This is a genomic window from Lentzea sp. HUAS12, from assembly GCF_024125735.1.
GTDB lineage: Bacteria > Actinomycetota > Actinomycetes > Mycobacteriales > Pseudonocardiaceae > Lentzea > Lentzea albida.
On the sequence record NZ_CP099738.1, the window covers coordinates 3,092,963 to 3,109,511 of the forward strand.

General features: G+C 70.3%; 13 protein-coding genes. 3 read left to right on the forward strand and 10 right to left on the reverse strand.

The window, feature by feature from the left end; all coding sequences use genetic code 11:
* Positions 1 to 43: 43 nt before the first annotated feature.
* Complete coding sequence (locus ND450_RS13505; protein WP_253326473.1) at positions 44 to 2,308, reverse strand: M28 family peptidase; 2,265 nt, start codon at positions 2,306 to 2,308, stop codon at positions 44 to 46.
* 192 nt (positions 2,309 to 2,500) lie between these two features.
* Between ND450_RS13505 and ND450_RS13510 the strand changes: the two genes are divergently transcribed.
* Positions 2,501 to 3,370 (forward strand): helix-turn-helix domain-containing protein, encoded by an 870-nt coding sequence (locus ND450_RS13510; protein ID WP_253328171.1) that lies wholly within the window; start codon positions 2,501 to 2,503, stop codon positions 3,368 to 3,370.
* 190 nt (positions 3,371 to 3,560) lie between these two features.
* Here the strand turns inward: ND450_RS13510 and ND450_RS13515 are convergent, their stop codons facing one another.
* The 3 genes from ND450_RS13515 to ND450_RS13525 form a co-directional block, all read right to left on the reverse strand.
* On the reverse strand, positions 3,561 to 5,321 hold the full coding sequence (locus tag ND450_RS13515; protein WP_253326474.1) for a proprotein convertase P-domain-containing protein: 1,761 nt from the start codon (positions 5,319 to 5,321) through the stop codon (positions 3,561 to 3,563).
* A gap of 79 nt (positions 5,322 to 5,400) precedes the next feature.
* On the reverse strand, positions 5,401 to 6,696 hold the full coding sequence (locus ND450_RS13520) for an MFS transporter (protein WP_253326475.1): 1,296 nt from the start codon (positions 6,694 to 6,696) through the stop codon (positions 5,401 to 5,403).
* 151 nt (positions 6,697 to 6,847) lie between these two features.
* A complete protein-coding gene (locus tag ND450_RS13525) occupies positions 6,848 to 7,438 on the reverse strand; it encodes a hypothetical protein (protein ID WP_253326476.1) in 591 nt (196 codons plus the stop codon).
* A 411-nt stretch (positions 7,439 to 7,849) separates the two neighbouring features.
* Here ND450_RS13525 and ND450_RS13530 point away from each other — a divergent pair, with 411 nt between their 5' ends.
* On the forward strand, positions 7,850 to 8,401 hold the full coding sequence (locus ND450_RS13530) for a class I SAM-dependent methyltransferase (RefSeq protein ID WP_253327915.1): 552 nt from the start codon (positions 7,850 to 7,852) through the stop codon (positions 8,399 to 8,401).
* A gap of 13 nt (positions 8,402 to 8,414) precedes the next feature.
* Here the strand turns inward: ND450_RS13530 and purU are convergent, their stop codons facing one another.
* The 5 genes from purU to ND450_RS13555 are packed head-to-tail and all read right to left on the reverse strand — an operon-like array spanning position 8,415 to position 14,160.
* Positions 8,415 to 9,257: a formyltetrahydrofolate deformylase gene (gene purU, locus ND450_RS13535; RefSeq protein WP_253326477.1), complete on the reverse strand. Its 843-nt coding sequence runs from the start codon at positions 9,255 to 9,257 to the stop codon at positions 8,415 to 8,417.
* Entirely contained in the window at positions 9,257 to 9,835 is a 579-nt protein-coding gene (locus tag ND450_RS13540; RefSeq protein ID WP_253326478.1) for a sarcosine oxidase subunit gamma, read from the reverse strand. Before ND450_RS13540 ends, purU begins: the two co-directional genes overlap by 1 nt.
* Positions 9,825 to 12,641 (reverse strand): 2Fe-2S iron-sulfur cluster-binding protein, encoded by a 2,817-nt coding sequence (locus ND450_RS13545; RefSeq protein ID WP_253326479.1) that lies wholly within the window; start codon positions 12,639 to 12,641, stop codon positions 9,825 to 9,827. The genes ND450_RS13540 and ND450_RS13545 overlap by 11 nt, the downstream gene beginning before the upstream one ends.
* A complete protein-coding gene (locus tag ND450_RS13550) occupies positions 12,638 to 12,919 on the reverse strand; it encodes a sarcosine oxidase subunit delta (RefSeq protein WP_089921464.1) in 282 nt (93 codons plus the stop codon). Before ND450_RS13550 ends, ND450_RS13545 begins: the two co-directional genes overlap by 4 nt.
* 11 nt (positions 12,920 to 12,930) lie before the next feature.
* Positions 12,931 to 14,160 carry a sarcosine oxidase subunit beta family protein gene (locus tag ND450_RS13555; RefSeq protein WP_253326480.1) on the reverse strand — a complete coding sequence of 410 codons (1,230 nt, stop codon included), beginning with the start codon at positions 14,158 to 14,160 and terminating at the stop codon, positions 12,931 to 12,933.
* Positions 14,161 to 14,228: 68 nt separating this feature from the next.
* On the opposite strand from ND450_RS13555, the gene ND450_RS13560 reads away from it, so the two are divergent.
* Positions 14,229 to 14,888 carry a GntR family transcriptional regulator gene (locus tag ND450_RS13560; RefSeq protein ID WP_253326481.1) on the forward strand — a complete coding sequence of 220 codons (660 nt, stop codon included), beginning with the start codon at positions 14,229 to 14,231 and terminating at the stop codon, positions 14,886 to 14,888.
* On the opposite strand, the gene ND450_RS13565 is transcribed toward ND450_RS13560, so the two are convergent.
* The gene (locus ND450_RS13565; RefSeq protein WP_253326482.1) at positions 14,851 to 16,548 is read right to left on the reverse strand and encodes a BCCT family transporter; all 1,698 of its coding nucleotides are present in this window, start codon (positions 16,546 to 16,548) and stop codon (positions 14,851 to 14,853) included. The two genes, ND450_RS13560 and ND450_RS13565, sit on opposite strands and share 38 nt — an antisense overlap.
* Position 16,549: the final 1 nt, after the last annotated feature.

Sequence of the window (16,549 nt, forward strand, 5' to 3'; positions counted from 1 at the left end):
AGAATACCCAGTTGAGCGGTGTTCTGAGAGGCCACTTCACGTCTTACGGAGCCAGGTTGACGCCCCACGTGTCGATCGTGCCGACGTCGGACGCCGCCAGGTCGCGGACGCGGAGCTTCCACGTGCCGTTGGCACCTTCTCCGGACACGTTGACCGTGTAGGTGCGGTCGATGTTGTCCGCGCTGCCGCCCGTGCGGTTGTGCAGCGTGTACGCCGTGCCGTCCGGCGCGATGAGGGCCACCGTCAGGTCACCGATGTACGGGTGGACGATCCGGACCGTCACCACCGAGCTGGCGGACGGCGTGGACGAGCACCCGGAGATCACGACGTCGCTGTCGACCGCGGCGCCCGCGTCCGGGATGGCGACGTCGTTCGGGTTGGTGCCGGTGCAGCTGCCGCCACCGCCGCCCGTGACGGTCAGCGCGTAGGTGGCCGTGCGGGTCGCCGTGCCGGTCGCGGTGATCGTCACCGGGTAGGTGCCCGCGGGGGTGGACGCCGCGGTGCTGATCGTCAGCGTCGAGCTCGCTCCTGTTTGGACGGACGCCGGACTGAACGAAGCCGTTGCGCCGGAGGGGAGTCCGGACGCCGACAGCTGCACCGTCTGCGCGTTGCCGCTCACCGTGGCGGTGCCGGCCGTGGCCGAGACCGACGATCCCGCCGCCACCGAACCGGACGCCGGCGACACCGACACGGAGAAGTCCGCGCCAGGCGTTCCCGTGCCGACGGCGGACTTCCACAGGGTGTAGGCGATGCCGTCGACCGCGCGGTTGAGGTGGGTGTCGCTGATGTTCGCGGTGGTGTCGCAGGACGCGTGGTAGCAGGGGTCGAACGCGCTGCCCGACGTGCCGCCCCACTTCGTCGCCTGGGCCGCGGTCTTGCGGGCGCTCGCGCCCATCGCGTACCCGGACGCCGGGATGCCCGCGTTGGTGAACGACGCGTCGTCGGACCGGTTGCGGCCCTCGGTGTTCTCCTCCGGCTGCAGGCCGAGGGAGTCCCAGTATGCCTTCATGTGCGTGGACTGCGCGGAGCTGATGTTGTTGATGAAGTAGCCGCCGTTGGTCGAGCCGACCATGTCGAAGTTGTGGTAGGTCTTGATCTTCGAGCGTTCGGTGGACGGCAGCTGCGAGACGTAGAAGCGCGAGCCGTTGAGGCCCTGCTCCTCGTCGGTCCACCAGCCGAAGCGGACCTTGTTGGTCATCGACGGGTTGCGCTGGGCGAGCACGAGCGCGGTCTCCAGCAACGCGGCCGAGCCCGAGCCGTTGTCGTTGATGCCCGGTCCCGCGGACACGCCGTCGAGGTGGGCGCCGAACATGTAGACGTTGTTCGCGTCACCGCCGGGCCACTCCGCGATGACGTTCGGGCCGGCGCCGGTGGTGCAGCCGGAGGTGCAGGCCTGCTCGGTGACCGAGTACCCGGCCGCGGCGAGCTTGTCCTTCACGTACGCCACCGACGCGCGGTAACCCGCCGACGTCGAGCGCCGGTTGCCGCCGTTCTGCGAGGCGATCGTGCCGAACTGCGCCAGGTGCGCCTTGACGTTGGCGATGTCGATGTCCGGGATCTGCGGCCCGGTGCCGCCCGTGACCGTCAGGGTGTAGGTCGCGGTCTTGGTCGTCGTGCCCGCCGCCCGCACCGTGATCGGGTACGTGCCGGACGAGATCGACGTCGCCGTGCTGATCGACAGCGTGGAGCCGGCCCCGGACGTGACCGAGGCCGGGCTGAACGACGCCGTCGCGCCGGAGGGAAGACCGGAGGCGGTCAGCGCGACGGTCTGCGCCTGACCGGCCGTCGTCTGGGTCTGGACGGTCGTCGTGGCCGTGCTGCCCGCGGCGACCGAACCGGACGTCGGCGAGACGGCGACGGAGAAGTCGTTGGCGGGCGTCGATCCGCCGAGGTTCAGCGACCAGGTGTCGATCCGGCCGGTGTCGTTGTTCGCGTTGTCGTTGACGCGGAGCTTCCACGTGCCGTTGGACGTCTCGCCCGACAGGTCGACGGTGTAGGTCTGGTCGATGTCGTCCGCGGACCCACCGCTCCGGTTGTGCAGGACGTAGGCGGAGCCGTCCGGGGCGATCAGGCTGACCTGGAGGTCGCCGATGTAGGTGTGCACGATCTTCACCGGCACCGTGGCGGTGGCCGACGGCGCCGACCCGCACTCGCTGATGGCGATGGGCGACTCGACGGTGGTGTTGTCACCGATCGCGAAGTCGCCGTCGTTGGTGCCGGAGCACCCGGCGGCCTGGGCGGGGGCGGCGGGCAGGGTCGCCGTCAGCGCCAGGAGTGCGGCGACGAGCAGGGGTCTTCTTCTTCGCACCTTCGGGCTCCTTGGTTCGCAGGGTGACGCGACGGTAGCCGCCGGGACCGCGCCCGACATCCGGTCGTTCGGAGGGTTGTGGCGCTCGTTGACGTGCGGCGGCCCGGCGATGTCCGTTTTCACTTTTAAGTCCGGGCTTCCGTTGCGCCATAAGAGGGATAGCGTCGGCAGACCTCCCGGAAGGAGACAACGATGTCGGTCCCGGCGCCCGACTTCGCCGCGGTGCTGCGAGAAGCCGTGACAGCGCGCGGGTTGTCCTTGGAACGCATCCGCGACCACCTGGCCCGCCGAGGCGTGTCGGTCAGCCTCGCCACCCTCAGCTACTGGCAGACGGGCCGAAGCCGCCCGGAACGCCGCGCCTCCATGGCCGCCGTCTCGTGCCTGGAGGAGGTGCTGTCCCTGGCGCCCGGCGCGTTGTCCTCACTGCTCGGACCGGCAGTGCGCGGAAGCCGCCGCCAGACCGGCCTCAGCGAACTGTGGCCGACACCGTCGGTGATCGACGACGTGGTCGGCGGCGTCGACACCCGCTGGGACGCGCGCCTGACCCGCATCAGCCAGCACGACCGCGTGGCCGTGGGCCCGGACCGCGGCGAGCGGTCGTACGTGTCGCGGCAGGTGCTCCGCGCGGAGGAGGACGGCCCCGACCGGTGGGTCGTGATCCTGCACCTCGATGAGCACGACAGGCCGTTGCCTTCGATCAGGCCGTTGCACAACTGCCGGCTCGGGCGGGTGGTGACTCGTCCTTCGGACGGGTTGCTGGTGGCGGAGTTGTTGTTCCGGGCGCCGTTGCGGCGCGGGCAGACCGTGATCACCGAGCACGAGTTGGTGAACTCCGCGCCCTATCCGTTGGCCACCAACTACTCGCGGAAGTTCCGGCGGCCTGTGCACGAGTACGTGCTGGAGGTGACCTTCGGGGTGGTGCCTCGTAGTTGCCGGCGGGTGGTGCAGGAGGCGGACGGGGGTCGGCGGTCGGTGGGGGTGCGGGTGGACGAGGGTGGGTCGGTGCTGGGGGTGGCGTTGAGGTTCGGGCCTGGGTGTTATGGGTTCGAGTGGACTTGGTGAGGGGTGGTGGGGCGGGCTGGGGTGGTGGGGAACGCGTGGGCGCGTTGGGCGCCGTGCGCGCACGTATGGCGAGGCACGCGAAAGCTGCCCCGCGTGCAAGGTCGCGTGTGCAGGCACCACCGTGCGCGCGACAGCCGCACACGGGTGTGGGTGCGGCCGCACCAACGCGACCACACCCACACCGCTCCCACTAGACCGTGAGCGACCACCCACTCAGAACGCCCATGTCCCCAGGACCGTTGTCCCCGACCCGAAGCGTCCAGGTGCCGCTCGCGGCCTCCCCCGCACCAGGCACCACGGAGAACGTCCTACCAGCCACAAACGGGTGGCACGCATACCCGCCACCAGGCGTGCGCATCAACGGGTAAGTCCGCCCGCTAGGCGCCACAAGCGTGACGTTGAGGTCCTCCAAGCAGGTGTGCGTGGCATCCACCTTGACCGTCATCGGGTTGCCGGCGGCACCGGCAGCAGTGGAACGCACCGGACTGGCCACCACCTGGTAGTCGCGGATCGCGTAATCCGTGTCGCTGCTGAACGTCCGCCCTGACCCTCCCGCAGAAGTGCGAACACCAAGCGAAGAGGACGGCGCCGAACGGTTGCCCGCCGCGTCCACCGCTCGGACCGCGAACGTGTAGGCGGTGTCCGCGGTCAGGCCGGTGACGGTGGCGGTGGTGCCGGTGACCGTCGTCGCGACCGCGGTGCCGTTGAGCACCTCGTAGGCCGTCACGCCGACGTTGTCCGTCGAGGCGTCCCAGGTGAGGGAGGCGCTGGACGCGCTCACGCCGGTCGACCGGAGGGTGCCGGGGGTGGTGGGGGCGGTCGTGTCGCCGGAGCCGGTGCCCGTCACGAGGGTGAGGTTCCACTTGCGGAGGGCCTCGTTGACCGGCTGGAAGAGCGAGAGCTCGTCGTCCGACGGGTTCTGCACGCACTGGGACGGGCCGCCGTCGTGCAGGCCCACGGCCTTGTCGCCGAGCAGCCAGGCGCCGCCGGAGTCGCCGCCCTTGGAGCACGCGGTGGTCCAGGTCAGACCCTCGATCACGAGGCCGCCGCCGTAGTCCACGGCCTTGTTCGTGTACTTGACCTCGCCGCACTGCCACTTCGAGGTGTTGCCGGAGTGGCAGACGCGGTCGCCGACCATGGCCTCGGCCGAGCCCGTCACGGTGACGGCGGGCTGGCCCCACGTGTTCACGGACGCGGAGAGGGTCCAGCCCGGTTCGGTCACCGCGACGACGCCCATGTCGCCTTCGCGCGCGTTCACGCTGCGGGTGCCGCCCGTGTTCGAGGTGCCGAGCCTGTTCTGCTGGCCGGACTGGCCGTAGGCCGCCTGGTTCGCGTCGTTCGTGCAGTGGCCGGCGGTGAGGAAGTGCTTGCCGCCGGAGGCGTCCGTCGCGGCGAAGCCGATCGAGCAGTTCGACTCCGAACCCGGCCACCACGGGCTGCCCGCCTGGACGGTGCCGGCCTGCTGGCGTTGCTGCGACTTGGTCTCCACGACGTGCACGCCGTCGAGGCCGCGCACCTTCGAGAGGAATCGGTCGGTGGCCTCGGTCCTCGACGACGTGTTGACCGTGACGTCGACCTCGTTGTCCCGCACGTCGACACCCCAGCTGAACACGCCCGGCACGCCGTCGCCGATCAACGACCTGACGTCGCCGAGGAGCTTCTCCAGCTGAGTGGCACTGCGTTGCACCACAACGGCGTTGACGCCTTCGGAACGTGCTTGGCGTGCGACCTTCTCGGTCGGGACGGCGACGGTCAGGCGACCGGCGGCCGCGTCGAACCAGTGGCCGGCGAGCTGGCCGCGCAGGTCCTGCGACAGGCCGTCGAACCGCTGGTGCGCCTCGGCTTGCAGGGTCGCCGCGTCGGGCTGGGCCGCGCTCTGGGTGGTGCCGAACGCGCCGATCGCCAGAACCGATCCGCACGCGGCAGCGATGATTTTGCTGCGCACTCGCATGAGTGGAACTCCTTCGCAGGCAGGGATGCCGGAACGGTATTCCGCAAATCCCGCCGCCCGCGAATTTAACTTTTCGGTTTCACCTCTTCAATTCAGGCCAGCGCAGGTGGTCGGAGTTGATGTGGAACTCGTGCGAATGCGTCCACACACCGCCTTCGGGGTCGCGATGCTCATGTTCGACGACCTCCGGGTCGTGCGTCGGCCAGAGCCCCAACGCCACGACCGCGCCCGCGGCGGTCAGAACACCGAGCACGACGAAAGCCGTCGCGATGCCGAACGTCGTCGCCACCCAGCCGGCGAGCGGGTAGCAGAGCAGCCAGCAGGCGTGGGACAGCGCGAAGTCCGCCGCGAACAGCGCGGGCCGGTCGGCCGGGTCGGCGGAGCGGCGCAGCAGGCGGGCACCGGGGGTCAGGGCGAGCGCGCACCCGGCGCCGATCAACGCCCACAGCACCAGCAACGTGAGCCAGTGCCCGGCGAACACCGTCCCGGCCGACAGCACCACCACGAGCGTGAACGCCGCGCGCATCACCACCACGCGATCCGGGAACCGGTCGAGCAGCCGGGGCAAAGCCAAGGCCGCCACCAGCGAGCCCGATCCGTTGGCCGCCAACGCGATCGCGACGGCCGAGGCGTCCAGCCCCAGCCCGTCCCGCACGTGCGCCACGGTGTTCACGAACACCATCGACCCCGCCGCCGCGGCGGTGAGGTGAACGGCGAGCAGCCCGCGCAGACGCGGTGTGGCGAGGTAGATGCGGATGCCGCGCGTCGTGACGTCGTACCAGCTTCCGTTGCGGGGCAACGGTTTCGGGCGCGGGAGCGCGGCCGAGAGCACGAGCAGGGCCGACGCCGCGAACCCGAGCGCGGTGCCGAGGAAGAGCTGCGGGAAGCCCACCCACGCCAGCGCGGCCGCGGCGAGGGCCGGACTGAGCAGGCTCTCCAGGTCGTAGGCCGTGCGCGACAACGTGATCGCGCGCGTGTAGTCGCGTTCGCGCGGCAGCACGTCCGGGATGGTCGCCTGGAACAACGGCGTGAACGCGGCGGATCCCGCCTGCAGCACGAAGATCAGCACGTAGACCTGCCACACCTCGCTGACCCACGGCAGCGACGCGGCCGCCAGGACCCGCACGACGTCCAACGTCACGAGCACGGCGCGGCGGGGCAGCGACCCGAGCAACGCCGTGGCGATCGGCGCCACCGCCACGTACGCGACCATCTTGATCGCCAGCGCGGTGCCGAGCACCGTTCCCGCCCGCGGTCCGGCGAGGTCGTGCGCCAGCAGCCCGAGCGCGACGGTCGCCAGTCCCGTCCCGGTCAGCGCGACGACCTGGGCACCGAACAGATTCCGGTAGGCCGGATCGCGCAGAACGGAAATCACGGCGGAACTATAAGCACACGAACAGGTTTGCGTCGACGGTGCAACAGCCGCTCACTGGCAACAGCCATTCTTTTCCAACAATTCGGGTGTGAGTCCTCCTTTCGGTTTGGAGGTCGTTGTGGTGGCCGTGTCGGTGGAGAGCCGTGGTCGGTCAGGGCGAGATTCCGGGGCCGGGCGGTGAACTCGAGAGCAGGTCCGGCCGGACTCTGGCTATCTCCTGGGTGAGCTGCCGGACCGTGGCGAAGTTCGGCAGTCTCAGTTCCACTTCCGGATTGGCGTCCGGCGAGGGTGTCACCAGCGCGCTGTGGCGAGTCGAGAAAAGTCCGTCCACAGGGGTGAACACCAGGGCAGGCACCACGGGCTTCGGGTTCGGGCCGCCCTGGACCGGCGGGCGCGGTTCCCGTCCGCGCACGGCGCGCAACTCCTCCCACGCGATCAGATCGGATTTGCGACCGGCTTGCCAGCACAGGCCACGTCGATCGACGGCGAAGCGATGCGTGCGGGGGACGGAGCCGATCATGATCATCAGTCCGGTCAGCACGAGCGAGCCGAAGAGGACCGACGCGGCGGCCGGAGGAAGGTTCTTCACCTTCGACGAAGTGGACGGTTCCCCGACGTCGGGGAAGAAGGCGGCCAACCCGAAGACGACGACCAAGGCCAGCCCGCCGATGAACGCCCAACGGCCGGACCGGTATTCGATGACGGGCGTCTCAGGATCAGGAGACCACGTCTGTCCAGGCACGAAGGGCAGCCCAGGCGAAGACGGCTCCAGCAGTGAGGGTTTCGCGACCTGTGCCCCGGAGCGCCTGCCACCAGCAGATCGCCGTTGTCGCGGCATCAGGGGCAGTCATGCCTTCGCCGCCGACGACAACACCGAGCCCGGTCCGGAGACGCGGCATCGGTGCCGCGATTCGGGTACCCGCGGTTCGGCGCGCAGCGTGGCAGGGCGACTCACATCCGCCCTCCTGAACGGTGCTCCTGGGCCCTCGACCGACACCGCCTTCGACAAGCCGTGTCACCGCAGCTCAGAACACCGTTCTCCTGTCACGGCATGCCGCCGGACCTCCGCTCGCGTGAAAAGCCCCGGACTAGGGTTCCGGCCGTGACTCCTTACGACTCGGTCGCACCCCTTTACGCCGAACTCTTCAGCGACATGCTCGACACCAGGCCGTTCGAACGCGCGATGCTGGCGGCCTTCGTCGAGCTCACCGACGGCCCGGTCGCCGACCTCGGCTGCGGCCCCGGCCACCTCACCGCACACCTCCACGGGCTGGGCCTGGACGTGTTCGGCCTCGACCTCTCCCCCGCGATGGTCGAACTGGCGCGCGCGGCCCATCCGCACCTCCGGTTCGAGGTGGGCTCGATGGCCGAGCTCGACCTCGGAAACGGTGCTCTGGGCGGCATCCTGGCGTTCTACTCCGTCATCCACCTGCCGCCGGCCGAGCTCCCCTCCGTCTTCGCCGAGTTCTTCCGCGTGCTGGCACCGGGTGGTCACCTGATGCTCGGGTTCTTCGCGGGCGACGACCCGGAACCGGTGGAGTTCGACCACAAGGTGACGCCGGCCTACCGCTGGTCGCCCTCCGGAATGGGGGAACTGGTGCGGCAGGCCGGTTTCGCGGAGGTCGGGCGGCTGGTGCGCGAACCGATCGACGGCGAGCGGTTCCTCCAAGCGCAGCTGCTGGCACGCAAGGACCGGCACGGCTGAACCCCGCAGGACGTCAGCGGAACACCACTGTGCTGTTGCCGTTGAGCAGCACCCGGTGCTCGCAGTGCCAGCGCACCGCCCGCGAGAGAGCGAGCGCCTCCGCGTCACGGCCGGCGGCGGTGAGGGCGCGCGGGTCGAAGGAGTGGTCGACGCGCAGGACCTCCTGCTCGATGATCGGGCCCTCGTCCAGGTCGGGCGTCACGTAGTGGGCCGTCGCGCCCACGTACTTCACGCCCCGGTCGTAGGCCTGGTGGTACGGCTTGGCGCCCTTGAAGCCGGGCAGGAACGAGTGGTGGATGTTGATCACGCGGCCCTCGAGCTTCGCGCACAGGTCGTTCGACAGCACCTGCATGTACCGCGCCAGCACCACCAGGTCCGCCTGGTACTCCTCGACCAGTTCGACCAGCCGCTGCTCGGCGGCGTGCTTCGTCTCGGCCGTGTTCGGCACGTGCACGAAGTCGAGCCCGGCCGCCTCCGCCATCGGGCGCAGGTCCTCGTGGTTCGACACGACGGCCGCGATCTCGCCGCCGAGACCGCCCGCGCGCCAGCGGAAGAGCAGGTCGTTCAGGCAGTGGCCGGCCTTCGACACCATCACGAGGACGCGCGGTGCCCGCTCGTCGTGCAGCTCGAACTCCATCTGGAACTCCGCGGCCACCGCGGCGAACTCGCCCGCCAGCGAGTCCACCGTCGCGCCGGCGCAGGAGAAGGCCGTGCGCAGGAACAGCTTGCCGCGCACGTCGTCGTCGAACTGCTGGTGCTGCACGATGTCACAGCCGTGGTCGACGAGGAACGACGTCACGGCGTGGACGATGCCCGCCCGCTCGGGGCAGTGCAGGGTCAGGGTGAACTGGGCCATCACGGCACCGCCAGGTACTCGGTGCAGGCGTCCACGAGCCAGGCGGCGAGGTATCCGGCGAACGACGAGCGCACCAGGACCGTGACGCTGTCGTCGCCGGTCACCTGCAGGACGATTCCCGTCCTGGCGAGGAGTGTCTGCACGCAAGTGCCGCGGGGAGCCGAAGCCGGGTGCAGGTCCACGGAACATCCGTGAGCCAGCACGTCCCGGACGCGCGGCCCCTGGAGGACCACCGTCGTGCGTTGAGCCGAAGTGTCCACAACGGACCCCCGGGCGGTGCCGAGCGCGCCACGCAACACCTCCTCGATCGTGACCTGCTGGCCGGGCGGGGCCGTGACGAGGAACTCGTCCGGTCCGAGCCAGAGCACCTCGACGTCCCCGCATGGTCCGGTGCCCGAGGTGAAAGTGCAAGCAGCGGAGGGAAAACCGACACCGAGGGTAGAGCCCATCGCCGCGATGGCGTCCGGATCGGACACGCGGACGGTGAGCTGCGAGCGGAACGGCACCTCGGTGGCGTCCAGCACGGGCGCCAGCGCCGCCAGCCGGTCGCTCCAGGCGGCGAGTGGACTAACCGTCACGGCGGGCTCCTTCCTTGTCGTAGAGCACGGATTCGGTGACGGTGACCGGCACCAGCGAGTCCTCGACGGGCACGTACAGCGTCTCGCCGATGCGTTCGTGGCCCGAGCGCACCAGGGCCAGCGCGAAGGTCCGCCCGAGAGCGGCGCTCGGGTAGCTGGAGGTGACGTGGCCGAGCATCCGGACGGGCGGTTGGGGCAGCCGGTCGGTCTCGACGATCTGTGAGCCCTCCGGCAGCAGCACGGACGGGTCGGCGGGCAGCAGGCCGACGAGCTGCTTGCGGTCCGTGCGGGTGTTCTCGGCGCGAGCGAACGACCTCTTGCCGATGAAGTCCGGCTTCTTCTTCGACACCGCCCACGACATGCCGAGGTCGTGCGGCGTGACCGTCGCGTCGGTCTCCTGCCCGATGATCGGGTAGCCCTTCTCGGCGCGCAGCACGTGCATGGTCTCGGTGCCGTACGGCGTGATCCCGTACCGCTCCCCCGCCGCCATCAGCGCCTCCCACACGGTGATGCCGTGCCAGGCGGTCACGTTGATCTCGTACGCGAGCTCGCCGGAGAAGCTGATCCGGCACACCCGCGCCGGCACCCCGGCGACCTCGGCGTCGTGCCAGGTCATGAACTCGAAGGCCTCGTTCGACACGTCGAGGCCCGGTGCCACGGCCGCGAGCACGTCCCGGGATCGCGGACCCACCAACGGGATCGTCGCCCAGTGCTCGGTGACGGAGGTGCAGTGCACGTCGAGGTGCGGCCACTCCGTCTGCAGCCACTCCTCCATCCAGTCGAGGATCTTCGCGGCGTTGCCGGTGGTCGTGGTGACGAGGTAGCGCTGCTCGCCGACGCGGATCACCGTGCCGTCGTCGATCACCATGCCGTCGACGCCGCACATCACGCCGTAGCGGATCCTGCCGACCTTCAGCGTGCTCATCATGTTCGTGTAGAGCATGTCGAGGAACCTGCCGGCGTCCCGGCCCTGGACGTCGATCTTGCCGAGCGTCGAACCGTCCATCATGCCGACACCCTCGCGCGTCGCCTTGCACTCGCGCAGCACGGCGGTGTGCAGGTCCTCGCCCGGCCTCGGGTAGTACCAGGGCCGCTTCCACTGGCCGACGTCCTCGAACAACGCCCCGTGCTCGACGTGCCACGGGTGGATCGACGTGACGCGCACCGGGTCGTGCAGCTCGCCGCGGTCACGTCCGGCGAGCGCGGCGAACGAGACCGAGGTGTAGGGCGGGCGGAACGTCGTCGGCCGCTGCTCGGCCAGCTCCACGCCGAGCGCCTCGGCCACGATGCCGGCCGCGATCATGCCGGACGTCTTGCCCTGGTCGTGCGCGGTGCCGATGGTCGTGTAGCGCTTGATGTGCTCCAACGACCGCAGGCCCGCGCCGGTCGCCCGCAGCACGTCCGCGACCGTCGAGTCGCGTTGCAGGTCGACGAAGCCGGTGTCGTCGGAGCCCGGCACGCGCCACAGGACCAGGCCGGAGCGGGCGGTGCACCGGGAGTCGGAGGCGGGCAGCGGGACCTGGCCGCCCGCGGTGAACCCGGCGGCCCGGGCGGCTTCGGCGCCGGCGTCACGGCCCTGGCGGGCGCATGCGGTGAGGTCGAGTTCGCCGGTGGCCGATCCCGCGACGCGGACGGAGGACAGCTCCTCGCCCGGCACGAAGGCACCGAGCTCGGCGTCGTAGCGCAGCGTGCCGCGGGCCTGGCTGAACAGGCTCACGACCGGGTTCCAGCCGCCGGAGACGAGAAGCACGTCGCAGGCGATCGGCTCGTCGCCGACGTGCGCCGCCGTGATGCGGCCGGGTCCGTCGGTGCCGGTGACGACCTGCCCGGCGCGCACCTCGATCCCCCGCGCGGCGCACTCCGTCGCGAGCCGAGCCGGAGCGTTCTCGCGTGCGTCCACGACCACCGCGATGTCCACACCGGACTCCGCGAGGTCGATCGCCGCGCAGTACGCGGAGTCGTTCGTCGTGAACACCACCGCCCGCGAACCGGGCAGCACGCCGTAGCGGTGCAGGAACGTGCGCGCGGAGGACGCCAGCATGATCCCGGGCCGGTCGTTGTCCGCGAACACCACAGGGCGTTCGTGCGCACCCGTGGCGAGCACGGTCTGCCGCGTCCGGATCCGCCAGACCCGGTGCCGCGCCACGGAAGCGGGCGCAGCGAAGCCCAGGTGGTCGGTGCGCTTCTGCAGGGCGAGCACGAACCCGTCCTGGTACATGCCGAACGCCGTGGTGCGCTCCAGCACCAGCACGCCGGGCGTCGACCTCAGCTCGGCGACGACGTCCGCGACCCACTCGGCGGACGGCCGGTCGTCGAGGTACTCGTCGACGCCGAGCAACGCGCCGCCCGCCTGGTTCTGCTCGTCCACGAGCACCACGCGGGCACCGGCACGAGCCGCCGTCAGCGCCGCCACCAGTCCGGCGGGACCGGCGCCGACGACGAGAACGTCGCAGTGCTCGTGCTTCGCGTCGTACCGCGCCGGGTCCGGTTCGGCCGACAGCCTCCCCTGGCCCGCCAGGCCGCGCGCCACCAGGCCGTCGTACAGCTCGACGGTCGTGGCGAGCAGCATCGGCTCCGAGAACGGCGCCTCGACCTGCACCAGCGACGTCGGGTCCTCGGAGCCCGCCGCGACGATGCCGCGCGGACGGCCGAGCTTCACGCTGCTGCCGATCTCGTGCACGCCGTGGGCCAGCAACGCCGACGCGAGCGTGTCGCCGGGGTGCCCGGTGTACTCGGTGCCGTTGAAGGTGAAGTGCAGCACGGTGTTCCGGTCGACTGCGCCACCGGTGGGAGTGCGGAGGTTCATGCGGTCACCTCGGGCATGGGCTCGCCCACGCGGTAGACGGCCAGCAGGTCGTGGGTGCGGGTGTCGCGGACGGCGTTGAACCACCGCCGGCACCCGGCGTTGTGGCTCCAGCGCTCGGCGAACGGGCCGCTCGGGTTCTCGCGGAAGAACACGTACCGGGCCCACTCCTCGTCGGTGAGCGCCGACGGGTCCTCGGGGTACGCGACGTGGGCCTGGCCGCCGTAGTGGAACTCGGCCTCCTCGCGCGGGCCGCACCACGGACACGGGATGAGTTGCATCGTCAGCGCTCCTAGTGGGCCACGGCGGCGGCGCCGTGCTCGTCGACGAGAGCGCCCGTGGTGAAGCGCTCGAGGGTGAACGGCTCGTTGAACGGGTGCGGCTTGTCGTGGGCGATGGTGTGCGCGAAGCAGTCGCCGACACCGGGCGTGGCCTTGAAACCGCCGGTGCCCCAGCCGCAGTTGAGGTACAGCCCGCCGACGGGCGTGAGGCCGACGATCGGGGACGCGTCCGGGCTGACGTCGACGATGCCCGCCCACGTCCGCAGCAGGTGCGCCCGCGCGAAGACGGGGAAGAGCTCCAGCGCCGCCGCCATCTGCTGCTCGATGATGTGGAAGGAACCCCGCTGGCCGTAGCCGTTGTAGCTGTCGATGCCGGCGCCCATCACCAGTTCCCCCTTGTGCGCCTGGGAGACGTAGACGTGCACGGCGTTCGACATCACGACGGTCGGGTGCACGGGCTCCAGCAGCTCGGACACCAGTGCCTGCAACGGGTGCGAGGCGAGGGGCAGCGGGATCCCGGCCATCTTCGCGAGCACCGAGCTGTGCCCGGCCGCGCACAACGCGACCTTGCCCGCCGCGATCCGGCCGCGCGACGTCCGCACCGCGGTGATCCTGCCGCCCGCGGTCTCCAGTCCGGTGACCTCGCAGTTCTGGATCAGGTCGACGCCCATCTCGTGCGCCGCCCGCGCGTAGCCCCAGGCCACGTAGTCGTGCTTCGCGATGCCCGCGCGCGGCTGGTAGGTCGCGCCCAGCACGGGGTAGCGCACGTCCGGCGAGGTGTTGACGATCGGGCAGATCTCCTTGACCCCGGCCGGATCCACCCACTCCGCGTCGATGCCGTTGAGCCGGTTGGCGTTGACCCGGCGGACGCTGTCCCGCACGTCCTGCAGGCTGTGCGCCAGGTTCAGCACCCCGCGCTGGTCGAACAGGATCGGGTAGCCGAGGTCCTCCTCCAGGCCCTCCCACAGCTTCAGCGAGTGCTCGTAGATGCCGGAGCTCTCGTCCCACAGGTAGTTCGACCGGATGATCGTCGTGTTGCGGGCCATGTTGCCGCCCGCGAGCCAGCCCTTCTCGAGCACCGCGACGTTCGTGATGCCGTGCACCTTCGCGAGGTAGTACGCGGTCGCGAGGCCGTGCCCGCCACCGCCGACGACCACGACGTCGTAGGAGGACTTCGGTTCCGGGTCGTCCCAGAGGAAGTCCGGGTGCTCGGGCAGATGTGCTCCGGGCGGGCTGGTCATTCCGTCGCCTCCAGCGAATCCATCTGGTCGACTATTGGTATATCAGTCTGTGCGTTACGGTAGGTCACATGAACGCACGGGTCAACGACGAGCCCGCCTCCGTCTCACTCACCGAGCAGGCGTACGCGGTCCTGCGGGACCGCCTGGTCATGCTGGCGATCAAGCCGGGCGAGCCCATCAACGAGGACAGGCTGCGCACCGAGCTCGGCGTCGGCCGCACGCCGATCCGCGAGGCCCTCAAGCGCCTGGAGCAGGAACGGCTCGTCGTCGCCTTCCCGCGCCGCGGCACGTTCGCCACCGACGTGAACATCTCCGACCTCTCCCACATCTCCGAGGTGCGCCGGACGCTCGAACCCCTCGCCGCGGCGGCAGCCGCCGACCGCGCCACGGAGGACGACCGCGCCGCCCTGACCGCGCTGCGGTCCCAGCTGGAGACCGCCGCACGGCCGGGCGACAACACCGGACTGCTCCGCGACGACGTCGGCGTGCACCGGGCGATCTACCGGTGCGTGCACAACCCGTTCCTCGAGGACACCCTGATCTCCTACGACAACCTGGCCACCCGGATCTGGTGCGTCTTCCTGCCCCGACTGTCCGGGATGGCCGGTCACGTCGACGAGCACGTGCCCCTGCTGACCGCGGTCGTCGAGGGCGATGCCAAGAAGGCGAGCGAGCTCGCCTCCCAGCACGTCATCGGGTTCGAGCAGGCGATTCGGGCGTTGATCTGACCTGGTCGTCGTTCTTGACGGGCGCGGCCTCCACCTGCAGGCGGAAGTCGCCGTCGAACTCCTCGTTGCCGGTCGCCACCGCCTGCTCGACGATCTCGGCGCAGTGCTTCTCCCGCACCACCATCGGGTCGCTGCGCAGGTCCTTCGCCAGCGCCACGCAGAGCACGACCATGACGAGTCCGAACGGCGCCGCGGCGATGATCGTGAGGTTCTGCAACCCGGTCAGCGCGGTCGCACCACCTCCGCCGACGAGCAGCATCACGGCCGCCACACCACCGGTCGCCACGCCCCAGAACACCACCAGCCGGCGGTGCGGTTCGATGGCGCCGCGCTGCGACAGCGTGCCCATCACCAGCGAGGCCGCGTCGGCACCGGAGACGAAGAAGATCGCCACCAGGACCATCACGACGAGACCGGCGACCGCGGCGAGCGGGAACTGGTCGAGCACGCCGAAGAGCTGCGACTCGGGGTTCGCCGCCCCGGCCAGGTCGGTTCCACCGCGCTGCAGGGTGATCGCGGTGCCGCCCATGATCGTGAACCAGATCAGGCTGACCACCGACGGCACCAGGATCACGCCGCTGACGAACTGCTTGATCGTGCGGCCGCGGCTGATCCGCGCGATGAACATGCCGACGAACGGGGTCCACGAGATCCACCAGGCCCAGTAGAAGATCGTCCACGACGACAGCCAGCTCTCCATCGCGGCACCGCCGGAGGCGCCGGAACGGGACACCATCTCGCCCATCTCGCGGAAGTAGTCGCCGATCGCCGCCGGCACCAGGTTCAGGATCAGCACGGTCGGCCCGACCAGGAACACGAACACCGCCAGCACGGTCGCCAGCACCATGTTGATGTTCGACAGCCACTGGATGCCCTTGGCCACACCGGACACGGCCGACGCCACGAACGCCACCGTGAGCACCGCGATGATGCCGATCAGCACGCCCACACCGGGGTTCTCGGACACGAACCCGCCCGCCTTCAGCCCACTGCCGATCTGCAGTGCGCCGAGCCCGAGTGAGGCCGCCGACCCGAACAGCGTCGCGAAGATCGCCAGGATGTCGATCAACCGGCCCAGCGGGCCCTCCGACACCCGGTCACCGAACAGCGGCGCGAACGCGGCGCTGATCAGCTGCCGGCGGCCGCGCCGGAACGTGCCGTACGCGATGGCGAGGCCGACGACCGCGTAGATCGACCACGGGTGGATCGCCCAGTGGAAGAGCGACGTGGCCATCGCCGTCTCGACCGCCGCGTCCGTGCCGCCCTCCACCGTGCCCGGCGGCGGCTTCACGAAGTGCGACAACGGTTCCGCGACGCCGTAGAACATCAGCCCGATGCCCATGCCCGCGCTGAACATCATCGCGACCCACGAGACCGTCCGGAACTCCGGCCGCTCGCCGTCGTGCCCGAGCGGGATCCGGCCGTAGCGGCTGAACGCGAGCCACAGCGCGAAGACCACGAACCCGGTCGCCGCGGTCAGGAACGCCCAGCCGGTGTTGCGGATGACCCAGCCGAGCACCGCGGTCGAGACGCTGCTCAGGCTGTCCGTGCCGATGATCCCCCAGGCGAGGAACGCCGAGGCGACGGCCGCGGAGACGACGAAGACGACCTTGTCGGTGTGTGTTCTGCTGGTGGGTAAGAACGTTTCCGGTTCGGGCATG